Origin of the sequence: Qipengyuania sp. SS22 (genome assembly GCF_025736935.1) — a bacterium.
Lineage (GTDB): Bacteria > Pseudomonadota > Alphaproteobacteria > Sphingomonadales > Sphingomonadaceae > Qipengyuania.
The window spans coordinates 1,378,889-1,397,032 of the sequence record NZ_CP107048.1; the positions used below are offsets into that span (position 1 = coordinate 1,378,889).

Sequence of the window (18,144 nt, forward strand, 5' to 3'; positions counted from 1 at the left end):
CTCACCAGACTCAGAACCCGACCGGACCGTCCAGTTCCTTCACCTGCCATGGCAGGCCGTGCGCGTTGAGCATGTCCATGAACGGATCGGGGTCCATTTCTTCCATGTTGAACACACCCTCGCCAGCCCATTTGCCGGTCAGCATCATCGCGCTGCCGATCATCGCGGGGACGCCGGTGGTATAGGAAACCGCCTGGTTGCCCGTTTCCTCATACGCCGCTTCGTGGCTGCAGATATTGTTGATGTAGAAGGTCTTTTCGCCCGACCCGTCGAGCGCTTCGCCGGTCGCGATGACGCCGATATTGGTGTTGCCCTTGGTCGTTTCGCCCAGCGATTCGGGCTTCGGCAGCACGGCGGCGAGGAATTGCAGCGGGATGATGTCCTTGCCCTGGTATTTGACCGGGTCGATCCGCGTCATGCCGACATTCTGCAGCACGGTGAGGTGCTTGATGTATTCGTCGCCGAAGGTCATCCAGAAGCGCGCGCGCTCAAGCTCGGGATTGAACTTGGCGAGGCTCTCGAGCTCCTCGTGATACATCATGTACATGTTCTTGGGGCCGACCGCCTCGAAGTCGAATTCGACCTTCTTGCCCATCGCGGGGGTTTCGACGAATTCGCCGTTTTCCCAATGGCGCGCGGGCGCGGTCACTTCGCGGATGTTGATTTCGGGATTGAAATTGGTCGCGAAGGCCTGGCCGTGATCGCCGCCATTGCAGTCGAGGATGTCGAGCTGGCGGATGGTCTTCAGCTTGTGCTTCTTGAGCCACATGGTGAAGACGCTGGTCACGCCCGGATCGAAGCCCGAGCCAAGCAGCGCCATCAGCCCCGCCTGCTTGAAGCGGTCGTGATAGGCCCACTGCCAGTGGTATTCGAACCGCGCCTCGTCCTTGGGTTCGTAATTGGCGGTGTCGAGATAGGACACGCCCGCTTCGAGACACGCATCCATGATCGGCAGATCCTGATACGGCAGCGCAAGATTGACCACGAGGCTCGGGCCGACCTTCTTGATCAGATTGACCATCGCCGGGACTTCCTCGGCGTCGATCTCATAGGTCGCCACATCCTGCCCGGTGCGCTCCTTCACGCTGGCGGCGATGCTGTCGCACTTGCTCTTCGTGCGGCTGGCGAGGTGGATGTCGCCGAAAATATCCGCGTTCATCGCCATCTTGTGGACGCAGACCGAGCTGACGCCGCCCGCACCGATCACCAGGACTGTCGACATGGGTAATACCTCTTTCGTGTAAATTCGAATCTTGCGCGCCCCCTAGCGAAATGCGCTACGGGGGCCAAATGATCCGAGACGATATGCGCAAACCGACCCGCGAAGGCGTTCTCGCCGCGGCCGCCTCCATTGCCGAACTGCTTCCGCCGACGCCGCTGCTGCCGGTCGAGATCGGGGGGGTGCGCTGCCATGTGAAGGCGGAAAGCCTGCAACCCATTGGCGCATTCAAGATCCGTGGTGGCTGGTGGCGGCTGTCGAATCTCGACGAGGCGGAGAAGAAGCGCGGTGTGGTCGCGGTATCTTCGGGCAATCATGCGCAAGGGGTGGCCTGGGCAGCGCGGCGGCTGGGGATCGCCGCAACGATCGTGATGCCGCGCAATGCCCCCCAGGTGAAGCTCGACGCGACACGCGCGCTGGGGGCCGAGATCGTCCTCTACGACCGGCCCGGGCAGGACCGCGACGAAGTGGCAGCGGGCATCATCGCGGAAACCGGCGCGACGCTGGTGCACGCTTTCAACGATCCGTGGGTGATCGAGGGTCAGGGCAGCGCGGGCGTGGAAATCGCCGCACAGCTGGGCCGTCTGCCTTCGCGCGTGGTCGCCTGTTGCGGCGGCGGCGGACTGTCCGCCGGGCTCGCGCTGGCCTGCCCCGACAGCGCGATCCACGTGGTGGAACCGCAGGGGTGGGATATGGTCGGGCAATCGCTCGCAGCCGGGGAAGTGGTCCGCGTCGGCGCCAATCCGCCCGCCACCATCTGCGATGCGCTGCAACCCGACGCGAGTGCGCCGATGGTCCTGACCGTACTGCAGGGCCGCGCCGGTCCCGGCGTGGCGGTGACCGACGAAGAAGTGCGCACCGCCCAGCGGTTCGCTTTTTCGAAGCTCAATCTGGTGGTCGAACCCGGCGGAGCGGCGGCGCTGGCCGCAGCGCTGGCGGGCAAGGTGCCGGTGGACACGGGCACGGTGATCATGGTGACCGGCGGCAATACCGACGCGGCCAGCTTCGCGCAGACCCTGCTGGGATAGACCGGACCGCCCGATCCCGCCGCCGAGCTAGGTTGCAATTGACAATCTTACGCGGGGCCAGCACTCTTGCGCGATAAGGGTCAAAAGGGGAGGTTCCACACATGCTAGCCCAGATGCTTGCACCCGCCGCGGTGCTTATTGCCTGGTCGATTATCATCCTGTTCTGGATGGCGTTCACGCGGCTGCCCGCGCTGGGCAAGGCCGGGGGCCTCGGCGAAGCCAAGCCCGGCGGACGCGGTCAGGATCTCGAGGGCGTATTGCCCGACCGGATCAACTGGAAATCGCACAATTACGCGCATCTGATGGAACAGCCGACGCTGTTCTACGCCGCCAGCGTGATCATCGCGCTGCTGGGCGCGACCGCGCTCGATACGGTGTTCGCGTGGATCTATGTCGCGCTGCGGATCGTCCATTCGATCTGGCAGGCGACCGTCAATGTCGTGAAAATCCGCTTCCTGCTGTTTATCGCGTCCACGATCGCGCTGATCTATCTCGCCTATCGCGCGCTTGCGCTGACGCTGTTCCACGATCCCAGCCTCGTGCTGGCCTGACGGAGACTATCCGATGATTCAATCGCAAATCCTCCAGCCCATCGTCGTGCTCGTCGTATGGACGATGATCATGTGGCTGTGGATGTACGCCACCCGCATTCCGGCGATGTCGCAGGCGGGGATCGACCCCAATGACGCGCGCCGGACCAAGGCGCTGGACGAGACGCTACCTGCCGAAGTCCAGTGGAAAGCGCATAATTACAACCATCTGCACGAAGCACCGACGGTGTTTTATGCGGTTGCGCTGGTGCTGGCGATGATTGGCGCGGGCGACGGCATGAACGCGCTGATCGCGTGGATCTATGTCGGGCTGCGGATCATCCACTCGCTGGTCCAGGTGACCGCGAATGTGGTGATGGTGCGTTTCGTGCTGTTCGCGCTGTCGAGCATCGTGCTGATCGCGCTGTCGGTCAGTGCCGCAATGCAGGTGTTCGGCACCCAAATGTAAGCCCGCACCAAGTCATTGCGAGGAGCCGCAGGCTCCGCGGCAATCCATCGTCCGGCGTAGCAACTCGCTGCAAGGTCGGTTGATGGATTGCTTCACCTGCGGCTCGCAATGACTGTGTAGAGAGCTTATTCCGCCGCCTCGGCTTCGTGCGCGTGGCCATCGGCATCGAGCTCGAGATTGGCAAGAAAGCGCTCGGCGTCGAGCGCGGCCATGCAGCCCATCCCCGCAGCGGTGACCGCCTGGCGATAGACGTGGTCGGTGACATCGCCCGCGGCGAACACGCCCGGCACATCGGTCTTGGGCGATCCCGCCTCGGTCAGCAGATAGCCGCCATCGTCCATCGGCAATTTGCCCTTGAACAGCTCGGTCGCGGGCGCGTGGCCGATCGCGACGAAGGCGCCGTCGACCTCGAGCGTGCTGTCTTCGCCGGTCTGCGTATCGCGCAGGTTGAGATGCCCCAGCGCGCCGGTCGGCCCGGCCTCGAAGCTTTCGACCGCCTTGTTCCAGATCACGCTGATCTTGGGGTGGTTGAGCAGGCGTTCCTGCAGGATCTTCTCGGCGCGCAATTCGTCGCGGCGGTGGATCAGCGTGACATCGTCCGAATGGTTGGTGAGGTAGAGCGCTTCCTCGACCGCAGTGTTGCCGCCGCCGATCACCGCGACCTTCTTGCCGCGGTAGAAGAACCCGTCGCAGGTGGCACAGGCGCTGACGCCCTTGCCGCCCAGTTCCATTTCGCCCGGCACGCCCAGCCATTTGGCCTGCGCGCCGGTGGCGATCACGAGGACATCGGCGACATATTCATCGCCGCTGTCGCCTACCGCGGTGAACGGCGAGCCGCCCGCCACATCGACATCGACGATGGTGTCCCACATCATCCGCGTGCCGACATGCTCGGCCTGCTTCTGCATCTGCTCCATCAACCACGGGCCCTGGACCACATCGGCAAAGCCGGGATAGTTCTCGACATCGGTGGTGATGGTCAGCTGGCCGCCGGGCTGCAGCCCCTGCACCACGATCGGTTCCATCATCGCGCGCGCCGCATAAATGGCCGCGGAATAGCCCGCGGGGCCCGAGCCGATGATGAGCATCTTGGTGCGATGGGTAGCCATGTCGTCAAATCCGTCAGTCTGAATGGGGTGTCGCGGCTATATGGGAAGCCGCGGGGTGAGAGTCACGCGACGAAGCGGGCAATCAGGGCATCGCGCAGCGCGTCATCCACACCTATCGCCTGTTCGAGATAGCCATCGAAGCTGCCGTGGCGCTGGGTGGCAATGTCGAGATAGCGGTCGAGATATTCCTCGCGCACGCCGAGCAGGTCCTTTGCGGCACTCGCATCGAGCTTGCGGCCCAGCCGAGCCTCGATCCCGGGGAGCGATTGCCGCGCGAGGATATCGAAGGTCGGGCTGTCGTTGGTGCGCAGGAATTCGCGCCGCTGGTCTTCCTCCGCCACCCCGAGGATGTGCAGCAGCATCGTCGCCGCCACACCGGTACGGTCCTTGCCGGCATAGCAATGGACGAGACTGGCCCCGTCGCGCTGCGCGAGAATGGACAGATAGCGGCCGAACATGTCGATCATCGCCGGATTGTCGGGCATGCGCGTATAGACCGCGAGCATCCGGTCGCGCGCGAAATCGGCGGCGCTGGTGTCGGGCCCGATATCCATATGCGGCGGGCTGGAGGTGGTTTCGCCCTCGTAGAACAGCACCTGCCCGTCGAACCCTTCGACCCGGCGGCAGGGATTGGCCGCGCGCTCGGTTTCGCCGCGCAGGTCGATCACGGTGTGGATGCCGAGCGGGGCGATCGCGGCAAGATCGGTGTCGGTGGCTTCGACATGATGGCCCGAGCGGAACAGCAGGCCGGTGCGGACCTGCCCGCCTCCGCGCGTATGCCAGCCGCCGTAATCGCGGAAATTGTGGATGCCCTGCGTCTCGAGAAATGGTTCGCGAATCATGTCCGCGACGGTGGCAGCGCAGCCTGCCATGCGCAATCGCGCTGGTACGGTGATGTCTCCCCGGCGCGTGGAGAAGCCCGCTCAGGCCTCCGCGAGATCGCGCAGGAAGTTGGCGGTCCAGTTCTGCACATTGTCGTCGCGGACGGTGCCGATCATCTTCTGGTAGCGGGCCTTGCGTTCTTCCAGCGGCATGTCGAGCGCGGTCTGAATGGCATGCGCAATGTCGTCGGGACTGTGCGGATTGACCAGCAGCGCATCGGGCAATTGCGCCGCCGCGCCGGCGAAGCGCGAGAGGATCAGCACGCCGGGATCTTCGGGATCCTGCGCCGCGACATATTCCTTGGCGACGAGGTTCATCCCGTCACGCAAGGGGGTGACCAGCCCGATCTTGGCGGCGCGGAAGAATCCGAACAGCTCGGCATGGCTGTAGCCGCGGTTGACGTAGCGGATCGGGACCATGTCCACTTCGCTGCGCGCCCCGTTGATCCGCCCGCATTTCTGTTCCAGCTCGGCGCGGATTTCCTGATAGCTGTCGACATCTTCGCGGCTCGGCGGGGCGATCTGGATGAACACAAGATCGCGGACGCGTTCGGGATGGTTGTCGAAGAACCGGCCGATCCCGTCGAAGCGTTCGGGAATGCCTTTGGAATAATCGAGCCGATCGACCCCGATCATCGCGGTCCGGCGGCGGCTCGAGCTGATCAGCCGCTGCTGCGCCTGCCGCGCCTCGCCATCTTCGCCCAGCCGCGAGAACTGGTCCCAGTCGATCCCGATCGGATAGGCACGCGCAATCGTGGTGCGTCCTTCGAAACTGACGGTCCCTTTTTCGATATCGATATCGGCGCCCAGTTCCTTCTCGCAATAATGCAGGAAGCTTTGCAGCCATTCGTCGTTCTGGAAACCGATCACGTCGTAATAGAGCAGCGTGCGCACCAGCCGCTCGTGATAGGGTAGCGACTCGAACAGGCGTGTCGGCGGCCAGGGAATATGCAGGAAAAACCCGATGCGGTTTTTCAGCCCGCGCGACCGCAGCCGTTCGCCCAGCGGGATCAGATGATAATCGTGCACCCAGACGAGATCGTCGGGTTCGATCAGCGGCGCGGACATTTCGGCGAAGCGTTCGTTGACGCGTTCATAGCCCTTGCCCGTCTCGCGCTCGTATTCCGCGAGGTCGAGGCGGTAATGGAACAGCGGCCATAGCGTCGAATTGGCATAGCCGTTGTAATATTCGTCGATATCGCGCTGCGAAAGATCGATCGTTGCGGTGGTCACGCCATCATTGGTCTGCGTGTCGATATGGCCGGTGCGTCCGCTTTCGCTTTCCTGCCCCGACCAGCCGAACCACAGGCCCTTGCGGTCGCGCAGTGCCGCCAGCAGCGCGCCGGCCAGCCCCCCTTGCGCCCCGGCAGCCCCACGTGCCTTCGGCACGGCGACGCGGTTGGAAATGACGACAAGGCGGGGATCGGGGGTCAGCGTACGTCGCTCCATGGTTTACTCAACAGCCCAGCGCAATTGATGATCCCGACCAGCGAATAAGTCTGCGGGAAATTGCCCCACAATTCGTGCGTTTCGTAGTCGAGATCCTCGCTCAGCATACCGGATTGCGTGGTATGCCGCAGCATCGCTTCGAAGATAACCCGCGCCTCGTCGCTGCGTCCGACCAGCGCAAGCGCCTCGATCAGCCAGAAAGTGCACACGTTGAACGCGGTCTCGGGTGCGCCGAAATCGTCTTCCGCAGCATAGCGGAGCATGTGGTCGCCGCGGCGCAGGTCGCGTTCGACTGCCGCGAAGGTCTTCAGGAACCGTTCGTCGTCGGGCTTGAGATAGCGCAGTTCGACCAGTTGCAGCAGGCTGGCATCGAGATAGTCGCTCTCGAAGCTGGCACCGTAATGCTCGCCCTCATCGCTCCATGCGCGATCATCGATCTTGGTGCGGATCGCATCGGCGCGTTCCTGCCAATATACCACGCGGTCGCCCTTGCCGAGCGTGGCAGCGACATTGGCCAGCCGGTCGCAGGCCGCCCAGCACATCACGGCGGAATAGGTGTGCACTTCCTGCCGCGTGCGAAACTCCCACAGGCCCGCATCGGGCTGGTCGTGCTTGGCCCATGCCGCTTCGCCGACCTCTTCCAGGTGAGCGAAATCGACATCATCGGCCATTCGCAGCAGACGCGTGTCGAAAAAGGCCTGCGCGGTCGGCATGACGATCTGGCCATAACAATCGTGCTGCACCTGCTTGTACGCGGCATTGCCGACGCGCACCGGGCCCATCCCGCGATAGCCTGCCAGATGCTCGGCTTCGAATTCGTGCAGTTCGTCCGCGCCCATCACCGAGTAGAGCGGCTGGATCTGCCCGCCGCGCGCTTGGTCGACGATGTTGCGCAGATAGGCGAGATACTTCTCGAGCACGTCGAGCGCGCCCAGCCGGTTCAGCGCCTGGACGGTGTAATAGCTGTCGCGGATCCAGCAGTAGCGGTAATCCCAGTTGCGCTGGCTGTTGGCCGCTTCGGGGATCGACGTGGTCAGCGCAGCGACGATCGCGCCGGTTTCCTCGTGCTGGCACAGCTTGAGCGCGATCGCTGCGCGCATCACCTCTTCCTGCCATTCGAGCGGGATATGCAACCCGCGCACCCAGTGCTGCCAATAGCGCGCAGTCATCGCTTCCATCCGCCGCACTTCGCTGCGGATATTGCCATCGAAGGGTTCGTCGGGGCCGAGGAAGAAGTGCTGGTCGCTCTCCACGCGGTAGCTGCGCCCCTCGAGCACGTAGCCGATCGGGGCATCGGTCGACAGGCGCAGCGCCTGCGGGCCGATCATGTAGCGGATATGATTGGTGCCATTGGTCGTTTCGGCGAGCGAGGCGCCGTAACCATTCATCGGCGCGAGCACGATGCGCAGCCGCGGCGCGCCCGCCACGGGGCGCACGATGCGAGCATAGGCCACCGGGCGGTACATCCGGCCGGAACGTTCGAAGCGCGGGGCGAAGTCATGGATCTCCACCGCGCTGCCATCCTCGGCCTCGAGCCGGGTGATCAGGATCGCGGTGTTGCGTTCGTAGCGCTGGCTGCTGCGGGCCTGGCCCTCCAGCTCGAACCGCCAGATGCCGCGATCGCGCGCATTGTCGTTGAGCAGCGAACAGAAGACCGGATCGCCGTCGACGCGGGGAACACAGCCCCAGACGAATGCGCCCTCGCTATCGACCAGCGTACTGACCTGGCAGTTGCCGATCGGGGAAAGCTCAAGGTCCGACTGCATCATATCTCCAACCAATGGTGCACTGCAGCAACGCTGTCGAGTCCGTATCGTGCCCGCCGGCTGACACGGTCGCCCACTGCTATGCCGAAGCCCCCACGCTCGTCGGCCCCGGCAAACCCGTCCTCGTCGGTCACATCGTCGCCGATGAAAACCGGGACGGCGCCTGCGAAGGGGGCGGTCTGCATGAAGGCTGCCACTGCGGCGGCCTTGGTGGCGCCCGGGCGCACCAGTTCAGCCACGCCCTTGCCGCTGGTAACGCAGAGATCGCGGGTGGCCGCGAAATCCTGCGCAAAGGCCAGCGTCGCCTCGCGCTTGGCGGGTGCGCCGCGGAAATGCAGCGCGCCGCCATGCGTCTTGGTTTCGTAGAGCAGGCCGTTGGTTTCGGCGAAGGCGCGCAATTCGGCCACCGCCTCGGCGGACAGGCCGCGTGGCTCGTCACCGAGACGCGTGCCATCGGCAAGGAAGCGCGAGGCGCCGTGCGACCCGGCCCGGCAGATCGCCGCTTCGCCCAGGTGCCCGGCCAGATCGTCGAGCGCGCGGCCGCTGACCAGCGCCAGCCGGCCTTCCAGGCGGTCGCGCAGCGTGTGTAGCCGTCCGAGCAGGCCATCGGGAACGTGGATGTCACCCGGGCGCGGCGCGATTTCCACCAGCGTGCCATCGAAATCGAGGAACAGTGCGGCGGGGCCGCGGTCAAGCAGCTGCGCCAGCGGCGGCGGGGGTGGAAGCGTGGTCGAGCCGTCCATCGCGGCCTGCCTAGCGATTAGCGGCGTGCGGTCCAACGGGGGAATTCACGAAATCGTATCCTCGGCGCGGGGCACGAGGATGAGCGTGTTGTCCTCCACTCGCCACGACCCGAGCCGGGCAAGGACATTCATTCCGATGACGTTGAAATCGCCGAAGCTTTCCGCGATCGCGGCGTCGGTGCCGCTGGCGCTGACATTGCCGAAGGTCAGGCTGTCGATCGTCGCGACATGCGCCTGCACCGTGCCGTTGGCAGTGCCCAGCATGATCGGGATGCCGCCGCGGCGGGGCTCGAGCCCGGCGCGTTCGGCCAGCGGCGCGGAGATCGCGGTCAGCGTCGCGCCGGTATCGATCATGAAATTGCCCGGCACGCCGTTGACCTCGGCGCGGACCCAGAAATGCCCGTCGGCGGACAGTGGGATTTGCGTTTCACCGCCCGCGACCACCTGCTCGGGCAGGCCGATCTGCGGCACCGCGACATCGAAGCGCGGATCGAAGCGCGACAATTGCAACACCACGGTCACGAGGATCAGCCCGAGCGCGAGAGAGCTGGCCATGCGCAGCAGTCCGCCAAGCGCCGACCGCCTCGCGATCACAGCGCCGATCCAGCCGAGCACCATCGCCGCCAGTGCCGCCACCAGCAGTTCGGAACGCGGGATTGCACGCAGCGTATCCGCGGCGGCGCTGAAGACAGGTTCGAAATCCATACGGGGGATATAGGAACGCGCCGGTGCCGCGTCCATGAATACGCGTGCAGCTAGGGCGCTTCGCGCTGTTCGGTGGCCTGCGCGAGGATCACCGAGAAACGCCTTTCGCTATCGGTCCAGCGTTTGACCGGCGTCCAGCCGCCCGCAAGCAGCAGCATATTGGCGCTGCGGCGGGTGAATTTGTGGCTGTTCTCGGTGTGGATGCTGTCGCCCTGCTGCATCGCGAAATTTTCGCCCGAAACCGCGAAGTCGATATCGCGCGTGGCCTTCAGATGCATTTCGATCCGCGCCAGCCGGTCGTTCCACACCGCGTCATGCTCCAGCGCATCGGCGGGGATGGTGCCGCCGAGCTCGCGATTAATGCGCGTGACGAGGTTCTTGTTGAACGCGCCAGTCACGCCATCAGCATCGTCATAGGCAGCTTCGAGCACCTCGCGGTCTTTCACCAGATCCATGCCGATCAGCAGCATCGCGCTGTCGCTTTCGCCCTCGTCCGCACCCAGCGTCGCGCGCATCGAGCGCAGCAGATCGACCGCGGTACGCGGGACCATGTTGCCGATGGTCGAGCCGGGAAAGAAGCCCAGCCGGGCAAGCGGTTCGACCGCCTCGGGCAGCGTGACGCGGCGCATGAAATCGGCTTCGACCGGATGGACCGGCAGGCCGGGGAACTTCTGCCCCAGCCCGGCGGCGCTTTCGCGCAGGAAATCGCCCGAGATATCGAGCGGGACATAGGCCGCGGGCGCAATCGCCTCGAGCAGCAGCGGGGTCTTGACCGAGCTGCCCGAACCGAATTCGACCACTGCCCTGCCCGGCCCGATCAGCTCGGCGAATTCGGCACCGCGCGCTGCGAGGATCTCGGTCTCTGCACGGGTCGGGTAATATTCCTCGACCCCGGTGATCCGTTCGAACAGGCGTGAGCCTTCCTCGTCGTAGAACCACCGCGCGGGGATCGCTTTCTGCTGCTGGCGCAGGCCCTTGAGCACATCGGCACGGAAGGCCCGGTCGACGCCGGTCTCGTCAAGATCGACGAGGGCAATGCCACTATCGGAAGTCATCAAATGTCCTTTGCCAGCCTCAGGCCGGTGAATTGCCACCGCTGATGCGGGTAGAAGAAGTTGCGATAGCTCGACCGTGAATGCCCGCGCGGAGTGGCGCAGCTGGCCCCCCTGAGGACGAACTGGCCGCTCATGAATTTGCCATTGTATTCGCCCACCGCGCCTTCGGCGGGCTGGAAACGCGGATAAGGCAGATAGGCCGAACGGGTGAATTGCCAGCAATCGCCGAACAGCCCGGTGTTGCCACGCGGGAGCGGCGGCGCTGCCTCGTCGAGCTGGTTGCCGCCGAGCGGGTCGTGCGCAGGCGCTTGCCCCTCCTGCCCGCGGGCGATCGCTTCCCATTCGAATTCGGTCGGCAGGCGTTGGCCCGCCCAGCTCGCGAAGGCATCGGCTTCGAAATAGGAGATATGCGTGACCGGGGCAGCGGGATCGCGATCCTGCCAGCCGGCATGGGTGAACTGCTCGCCGTCGTTCCAGTAGAGCGGCGCGCACACGCCGTGTTCACGCACCCAGGCCCAGCCATCGGACAGCCACAGGCTGGCGGTATCATAGCCGCCATCGGCGATGAAATCGGCCCATTCGCCATTCGTCACCAGCCGCGACGACAGTGCAAAGGGTTCGAGCAGCACGCGATGCGCCGGGCCTTCGTTGTCGAAGGCAAAACCATCCGCCTGGTGGCCGATCCGCGCGATGCCGCCGGGATGCGCAAGCCAGTCATCCGCCTGCGGCGCGGCGGCGTGCATGGGCGCATCCCACATCGCCACGCCAAGCGGGTTCTGGAACAGCGCGTGCTTGATGTCGGTCAGCAACAATTCCTGGTGCTGCTGTTCATGGCTAAGCCCGAGTTCGATCAGCGGCGCGAGCTCCTCGCGCTCGAACAGCGGTGCTATTGCGGCATCGACATGCGCGCGCCAGTGGCGGATATCCGCCAGCGTCGGACGCGACAGCATCCCGCGCGAAAAGCGGTGGATCCGCTCGCCTTCGGCTTCGTAATAGGAATTGAACACGAAGGGCCAGCGCTCGTCGAACAGCGTGTAACCGTCGAGATGGTCGCGCAGCAGGAAGGTTTCCCAGAACCACGTCGTATGCGCCAGATGCCATTTGGCGGGGCTGGCATCTTCCATCGACTGGATCGTCGCATCGGCTTCGGACAGCGGGGCGGCCAGCGCCTCGCTCAGCCGGCGAACCGATGCATAGCGGGCTTCGAGGCCCTCCCCCAACATGTGGCGCGATTGCGGCTGGGCATGCGACATCGCCAACCCCCTACGTAGCGATCGCCGAGCGTTGGCAACCACAATCCATCATGGCGCAATTCAAAACAGGTTTAAAGACCGGGGGCAAAAAACCATGATCGAACAGGGGAATGACGCGCATTTTGGGTTAATGCGGGGCCGGTTCTTAGGTTCCGGCAGGCACCGGAGATGATGCTTCGAATTCCCGCGATCAGGCGGCGTCGGCCTGTCGGATACCGTGTTCCTCATTGAGCATTTCGGCGATGAGGAAAGCCAGCTCGAGCGATTGCGCGGCATTGAGACGCGGGTCGCAATGCGTGTGATAGCGATCCTTGAGCGCTTCATCGGTAATCGCCACCGCGCCGCCGACGCATTCGGTCACGTCCTGCCCGGTCATCTCGACATGGATCCCGCCGGGATGCGTGCCTTCGGCGCGGTGGACCGCGAAGAAGCCCTTCACCTCGGTCAGGATGCGGTCGAAGGGCCGCGTCTTGTAGCCGCTGTCCGATTTGACGACATTGCCGTGCATCGGGTCGCAGCTCCACACCACCGGATGGCCTTCGGCCTTCACCGCACGGACGAGGCGCGGCAGGCCGTCCTCGACCTTGTCGTGGCCAAAGCGGCTGATCAGCGTGATCCGCCCCGGCTCGCGCGCGGGGTTGAGCGTGTCGAGCAGCTTGAGCAGCGCATCGGTTTCCAGGCTCGGCCCGCATTTCATGCCCAGCGGATTGCCGATGCCGCGCGCGAATTCGATATGCGCGCTGTTCTCGAAGCGCGTCCGGTCACCGATCCAGACCATATGCGCGCTGGTATCGTACCATTCGCCAGTCAGGCTGTCGCGGCGGGTCAGCGCCTGTTCGTAAGGCAGTAACAGCGCTTCATGGCTGGTGTAGAAGCTGGTGCGCTGCAATTGCGGCACCACCTGCGGATCGACCCCGCACGCCTCCATGAAATCGAGCGCTTCGCCAATCCGGTCGGCCACGTCGGAGAACTTATCCGCCCACGGGCTGCGGCCCATGAATTCGAGCGTCCACTGGTGGACCTGCCGCAGATTGGCATAGCCGCCGGTGGCGAAGGCGCGCAGCAGGTTGAGCGTGGCGGCGGCCTGCGAATAGGCGCGGACCATGCGCTGCGGATCATTGGTGCGCGTCGCGGCGTCGAATTCGATACCGTTGATATTGTCGCCGAAATAGCTCGGCAACGTGACATCGCCCTGCGTTTCGGTGTTCGAGCTGCGCGGCTTGGCAAACTGTCCCGCCATGCGCCCGACCTTGACCACCGGTTTCTTGCTGGCGAAGGTCATCACCACCGCCATCTGCAGCAGCACGCGGAAGGTGTCGCGGATGTTGTTGGGGTGGAACTCGGCAAAGCTTTCGGCGCAGTCGCCGCCCTGCAGCAGGAAGGCGCGCCCTTCGGCGACATCGGCGAGATCGGCCTTGAGCGCGCGCGCCTCGCCCGCAAACACCAGCGGCGGATGCGTTTCGAGCGTGGTGGTCGCAGCCTCGAGCGCGGCCGGGTCGAGATAGTCGGGCAAGTGCCTTGCCTCGTATCCCTGCCAGCTATCGGGTGCCCAATTGGTCGCCATTGTCTTTTCCATTTACGGCGCCGGGAATGGCGCCAGATTGCCCGCCTGTAGCAGACGAGGCGGCATCATGTCGCAAGCAGCATTTGCTTGGCCAGCGTAAAAAGTCGATTGCAGTGACCGGATCAGCGTCCCGCGACGGCGTCCCCGCCACCCGATGCGGTGACCACTTCCTGCCCCTGCGGGATGACCGCCAGCCGCCAGCCCTCACGCGATCCGAAGTATTTCTGCGCCAACGCCTGCAGATCGGCGGGTGTCGTCTGCGTATAATCGGACAGCAGGAAACGCAGCATCGGGATGCGGCGCGCGTCTACGGTCGCCCCTTCGAGCTGGTAGAGCCAGAACAAATTGCCGGTCGACGCACGGCTGACATATTGCCGCAGCGGTTCGACCACGCGGTTGTACTCGTCCTCGCCCACCGGCGCACTCGCCAATTCCTTGGCGATGCGTTCGGCTTCGGCGAAGAAGACCGGCACATCCTCGGGGCGCAGCTGGGCCAGTGCGGCGATCCGTCCGCCGCTGTTCACATCGCTCGGCCAGTCGGACCGCACGACAGGGGAGTAGCTTGCCCCGGCATGTTCGCGCATCGCGTCCATCAACCGGTTGTTGAACAGCGAGGTCAGCACTTCGAGACGGCGCGATTCGCGCAGGTTCTCGACCCCCGCGCCGCTAGGCCAGGCGATCACTGCCGCGGCCTGGTTGGCATCGCCGCGATGATGCCGGACCACGGTCGCGCCCGCTTCGGGGAAGTCGACCGCGCGGTCGAGCACGGCGGCCGAAGGCGCTTCACGCAGGGCCAGCGCGCCGAATGTCCGGCGCAGCGCATCGACCGTTTCCGCCTTGTCGAATTCGCCGAATACCAACACTTCGACCGGACCCTGCGCGAGCAAGGGCTCCCAAAACTCGCGGAAGCCTGCGGGCGTCGCCGCATCGTACATTTCGGGCGTCGGGGTGCGGAAGCGCGGATCGCTGTCGCGCACCAGATATTCCAGATCGCGCTGCAAGACGCCGCCAGGATTGGAGCCATAGCTTTCATAGGCCAGCTTGCCTGCTGCCTTGGCGCGGATCACCGGGTTCGGATCCCAGCCGGGCATCGCCAGCTTGGCGGCGAAGAGATAGAGCTGTTCCTCCAGATCCTGCTCGCGCGTCTGTGCGTAGAAAGTGAAGGCGCCATCGCCGACCTGGAAATCGAAGCCGAACTTGCGCCCGGTGGCGAGCACGTCGAGCTCTTCCTGTCCCAGTTCACCGATCCCCGATCCGATCAGCGCGGCATAGCCAAGGTTGGCATAGACTGCATCGTCGGGGTCGATCGCGCGATAGCCCGCGCCGAAGCGCACCTTGACCGCGACGCGGCCGGGTTCGGCATCGTTCGCCCACAGGATCGCCTTGACGCCATTGGCAAATTCGACCTGTTCGATGTCGAGCACACCGATCGGTGCCTGCGTGGCAATCTCGCCCGGCTCGCCCACGGGCGGCAATTCGTCGAAGGAAATCGCCTGCGCGGCAATGCGCGCTTCGCCATCGGCGGCAATGTCTTCACTCAGCGCGGCGCGGATCGCCTCCTCGCTCGCCTCGCCCGTGGTCGGGGTGACATAGGCGGCGCGGATCACATCGCCCGCAAACAGCGCGCGGGTGTGGTCGAGCACGCGTTCGGGCGTCAGTGTCGCCTTCATCGAATTGAACACCGTCAGCACGGTTTCGGGCGCGGCTATCGCCTCGCGGATATCGACCGCATTGACGACATCGTCGGCCAATCGCGGCCCGGGCAGCACGCGGCGCTGTTCGACCTGGCTGGTGAAGACGATCTCGAATTCCGCCAGTTCGCGGTCGATCTCTTCCTGCGACGGCGGGGTCGCCAGCGCATCGGCAATGACGCCGCGAATATCGTCGAGCGCAGCCTTCCAGTCGCCGGTCAGCGGGGCGAAATTGACAAAGGTCATGTCGGCCGAGCGGCTGACATCGTCCTGCGACACTTGCGCGTAGAGATAGCTACCCCCCGCCCGTGCCCGCGATTCGAGGCGGCGGTTGATCAGCGCCTGCGCCAAAGCATCGCGCAGCAGGCCTTCGTTATAGGCCACCGTGTCCTGTACCGGGCGCCACGGCCGCATCACTGCATAGGTGAACGAACGCGGCAGGTCGGGTTCTACGATGACGCCGATCTCACCCACCGGATTGTCCGCATCGGCGCCCGCGGGGGCCGCCGGATCGCCGAACGCAGGCGCAGGCACATGCGGCCCGTCACCCTGCCAGTCGCCGAACCATGCCTCGATTTCGGCGGCAAGCTGCTTGGGGTCCATGTCGCCGGTGGCCACGACGACCACGTTTTCGGGACGGTACCAGCGCTTGTAGAAGGCACTGACGCTCGCCCCGGTGGCAGCGGCAAGCGTTTCTTCGGTCCCGATCGGCGTGCGCGTGGCGAGCCGTTGCCCGGCGAACAGCACTTCGCGGCTGCCATTGCCCGCACGTTCGCCCGGACCGCCGCGTTCGCGCTTTTCGGCCATCACGATGGGCACTTCGGCGCGGACATTGGCATCGCTCAGCACCGGACTGCGCACCATGCCCGACAGCAGCTTCATGCTTTCGGCCAGCTTGGTGGTCGAGATATTGGGCAGGTCGAGCTTGAACACGGTGTGCGTGGGGCTGGTTTCGGCATTGGTATCGCTGCCGAAAGTCGCGCCAAGCCGCTGCCAGGTCGGGATCGCCTCTGCCGGGCCGAGATATTTGCTTTCGCGGAACAGCAAATGTTCGAGCAGATGCGCATAGCCGCGCTCGCTCTCTTCCTCGTGCAGCGATCCGGCGTCGATCCGCACGCGGACCGACACCTGGTCGGGCGGGACGCCATTGTTGCGCACTGCATAGCGCACGCCATTGGGCAGTTCGCCGAAGGTCCATTCCTCGTCGCGCGGGACATCGCTGCCCTCGTAAATCCACGGCGTGCCGTCGGCGGGCGTGAGATATTGCGGCGTGGGCGCCGCAGGTTCCTGCGATGACAGGGGCTGCGAAGCGAGCAGCACAGCGGGAAGGACGAGCGCGAGACGCCGGATGGCGCGCGGAAGATTGGTCATGAAGGGCATATAGGAGGGCGACCTGTGAAGGCTAGGTGAATGTTACCTCTGCAAGCGTTCCTTCCTTGCCCCGGGTTCCCACCATTCCTACATCGCACATCATGTTCATCGAGACCGAAACGACGCCCAATCCGGCGAGCCTGAAATTCCTCCCTGGCCAGCAGGTCATGACGCAGGGCACGCGCGAGTTCGCCACCCCCGAAGCCGCGGAGGCCAGTCCGCTGGCGCAGGCGATCTTCGACACGGGCGAAGTCGTGAACGTGTTCTTCGGCGGCGATTTCGTCACCGTCACGGTCGCGCCGGGCGCCAGCTGGAGCGATCTCAAGCCGCAGGTACTGGCAATCCTGCTCGACCATTTCGTCTCGCAGGCACCGCTGTTCGCACCGGGCAGCGCCGGAGGCATCGCGGTCCCGCCCGAAGACGAAGGCATGCTGGTCGAAGAGCGCGAGGAAGATGGCGACATCATCGCGCAGATCAACGAATTGCTCGAAACCCGCGTGCGCCCTGCCGTGGCGGGAGACGGCGGCGATATCCAGTATCGCGGCTATCGCGACGGCATTGTCCACCTGCAGATGCAGGGTGCCTGCTCGGGCTGTCCCTCCTCCACCGCCACGCTCAAGCACGGCATCGAGGGATTGCTGAAGCATTACGTGCCCGAGGTCGTCGAAGTCCGCGCCGCCTGATCCCCCGACACCCGAAGGAATTCTTCCTGTGGCCGATACCCTTTCGCCCGACGCGCTCGACCTGATCTTCCGCGACGCGCGCAGCTATAACGGCTGGCTCGACAAGCCGGTCAGCGACGACCAGATCCACGCGATCTACGAATTGCTCAAGATGGCCCCGACGTCGGCCAATATGCAGCCTGCGCGGATCATCTGGGCCAAGTCCGCCGAAGCCAAGGCCAAGCTCGCGGAGCTGGCGATCGACGGCAACAAGGACAAGATCACCTCGGCCCCGGTGGTCGCGATCATCGGCTACGATATCGATTTCCACGAGGAACTGCCGTGGCTGTTCCCGCACACCGACGCAAAGAGCTGGTTCGACGGCGACGAGGAAGGCCGCAAGGACGGCGCGTTCCGCAATTCCTCGCTGCAGGGGGCCTACCTGATGATCGCCGCGCGGGCGCTGGGGCTCGATTGCGGCCCGATGTCGGGCTTCGACAACGATGCGGTCGACAAGGCGTTCTTCGCCGACGAGCCGCGCCATCGCAGCAATTTCATCTGCGCCATCGGCTATGGAGATCGCGAAAGCATCTTCGCGCGCAGCCCGCGCCCCGACTTCGACAAGTTCAACCGTATCGACTGACTTGCA

The 18,144-nt window shown here is 64.7% G+C and carries 16 protein-coding genes; 5 read left to right on the plus strand and 11 right to left on the minus strand.

Translation table 11 applies throughout. The features are described 5' to 3' along the window. Positions 1–10 precede the first annotated feature (10 nt). A complete protein-coding gene (locus N6L26_RS06735) occupies positions 11–1,222 on the minus strand; it encodes a saccharopine dehydrogenase family protein (RefSeq protein ID WP_263604854.1) in 1,212 nt (403 codons plus the stop codon). Between the two features lie 68 nt (positions 1,223–1,290). On the opposite strand from N6L26_RS06735, the gene N6L26_RS06740 reads away from it, so the two are divergent. From N6L26_RS06740 to N6L26_RS06750, 3 genes are all read left to right on the plus strand, one after another. Beyond that, entirely contained in the window at positions 1,291–2,247 is a 957-nt protein-coding gene (locus N6L26_RS06740; RefSeq protein ID WP_263604855.1) for a threonine/serine dehydratase, read from the plus strand. Positions 2,248–2,348: 101 nt separating this feature from the next. Then, positions 2,349–2,798 carry an MAPEG family protein gene (locus N6L26_RS06745; protein WP_263604856.1) on the plus strand — a complete coding sequence of 150 codons (450 nt, stop codon included), beginning with the start codon at positions 2,349–2,351 and terminating at the stop codon, positions 2,796–2,798. Positions 2,799–2,811: 13 nt separating this feature from the next. Then, positions 2,812–3,246, plus strand: coding sequence for an MAPEG family protein (locus N6L26_RS06750; RefSeq protein WP_263604857.1), 435 nt, complete (start codon positions 2,812–2,814; stop codon positions 3,244–3,246). A gap of 125 nt (positions 3,247–3,371) precedes the next feature. On the opposite strand, the gene trxB is transcribed toward N6L26_RS06750, so the two are convergent. From trxB to N6L26_RS06800, 10 genes are all read right to left on the minus strand, one after another. Further along, complete coding sequence (gene trxB / locus N6L26_RS06755) at positions 3,372–4,355, minus strand: thioredoxin-disulfide reductase (RefSeq protein ID WP_263604858.1); 984 nt, start codon at positions 4,353–4,355, stop codon at positions 3,372–3,374. Positions 4,356–4,417: 62 nt separating this feature from the next. Continuing rightward, positions 4,418–5,227, minus strand: a complete 810-nt coding sequence (locus tag N6L26_RS06760) for a tyrosine-protein phosphatase (RefSeq protein ID WP_263604859.1) — start codon at positions 5,225–5,227, stop codon at positions 4,418–4,420. 51 nt (positions 5,228–5,278) lie between these two features. Continuing rightward, a complete protein-coding gene (locus tag N6L26_RS06765; RefSeq protein WP_263604860.1) occupies positions 5,279–6,685 on the minus strand; it encodes an alpha,alpha-trehalose-phosphate synthase (UDP-forming) in 1,407 nt (468 codons plus the stop codon). Beyond that, positions 6,667–8,454: a glycoside hydrolase family 15 protein gene (locus N6L26_RS06770; protein ID WP_263604861.1), complete on the minus strand. Its 1,788-nt coding sequence runs from the start codon at positions 8,452–8,454 to the stop codon at positions 6,667–6,669. The genes N6L26_RS06765 and N6L26_RS06770 overlap by 19 nt, the downstream gene beginning before the upstream one ends. Next, a complete protein-coding gene (otsB, locus tag N6L26_RS06775) occupies positions 8,451–9,194 on the minus strand; it encodes a trehalose-phosphatase (protein WP_263604862.1) in 744 nt (247 codons plus the stop codon). Before otsB ends, N6L26_RS06770 begins: the two co-directional genes overlap by 4 nt. Before the next feature lie 45 nt (positions 9,195–9,239). Then, positions 9,240–9,899, minus strand: coding sequence for a TIGR02281 family clan AA aspartic protease (locus N6L26_RS06780; RefSeq protein WP_263604863.1), 660 nt, complete (start codon positions 9,897–9,899; stop codon positions 9,240–9,242). A 50-nt stretch (positions 9,900–9,949) separates the two neighbouring features. Continuing rightward, the gene (egtD, locus tag N6L26_RS06785) at positions 9,950–10,954 is read right to left on the minus strand and encodes an L-histidine N(alpha)-methyltransferase (RefSeq protein ID WP_263604864.1); all 1,005 of its coding nucleotides are present in this window, start codon (positions 10,952–10,954) and stop codon (positions 9,950–9,952) included. After that, complete coding sequence (gene egtB / locus N6L26_RS06790; protein ID WP_263604865.1) at positions 10,954–12,207, minus strand: ergothioneine biosynthesis protein EgtB; 1,254 nt, start codon at positions 12,205–12,207, stop codon at positions 10,954–10,956. The genes egtD and egtB overlap by 1 nt, the downstream gene beginning before the upstream one ends. A 190-nt stretch (positions 12,208–12,397) precedes the next feature. Beyond that, a complete protein-coding gene (locus N6L26_RS06795; protein WP_263604866.1) occupies positions 12,398–13,771 on the minus strand; it encodes a class II 3-deoxy-7-phosphoheptulonate synthase in 1,374 nt (457 codons plus the stop codon). 122 nt (positions 13,772–13,893) lie between these two features. Next, positions 13,894–16,833 (minus strand): M16 family metallopeptidase, encoded by a 2,940-nt coding sequence (locus N6L26_RS06800; RefSeq protein ID WP_263604867.1) that lies wholly within the window; start codon positions 16,831–16,833, stop codon positions 13,894–13,896. Between the two features lie 101 nt (positions 16,834–16,934). Between N6L26_RS06800 and N6L26_RS06805 the strand changes: the two genes are divergently transcribed. Together N6L26_RS06805 and N6L26_RS06810 are read left to right on the plus strand one after the other, a co-directional pair. Continuing rightward, entirely contained in the window at positions 16,935–17,516 is a 582-nt protein-coding gene (locus tag N6L26_RS06805) for a NifU family protein (RefSeq protein WP_263604868.1), read from the plus strand. 28 nt (positions 17,517–17,544) lie between these two features. Next, on the plus strand, positions 17,545–18,138 hold the full coding sequence (locus tag N6L26_RS06810; RefSeq protein WP_263604869.1) for a malonic semialdehyde reductase: 594 nt from the start codon (positions 17,545–17,547) through the stop codon (positions 18,136–18,138). Positions 18,139–18,144 lie beyond the last annotated feature (6 nt).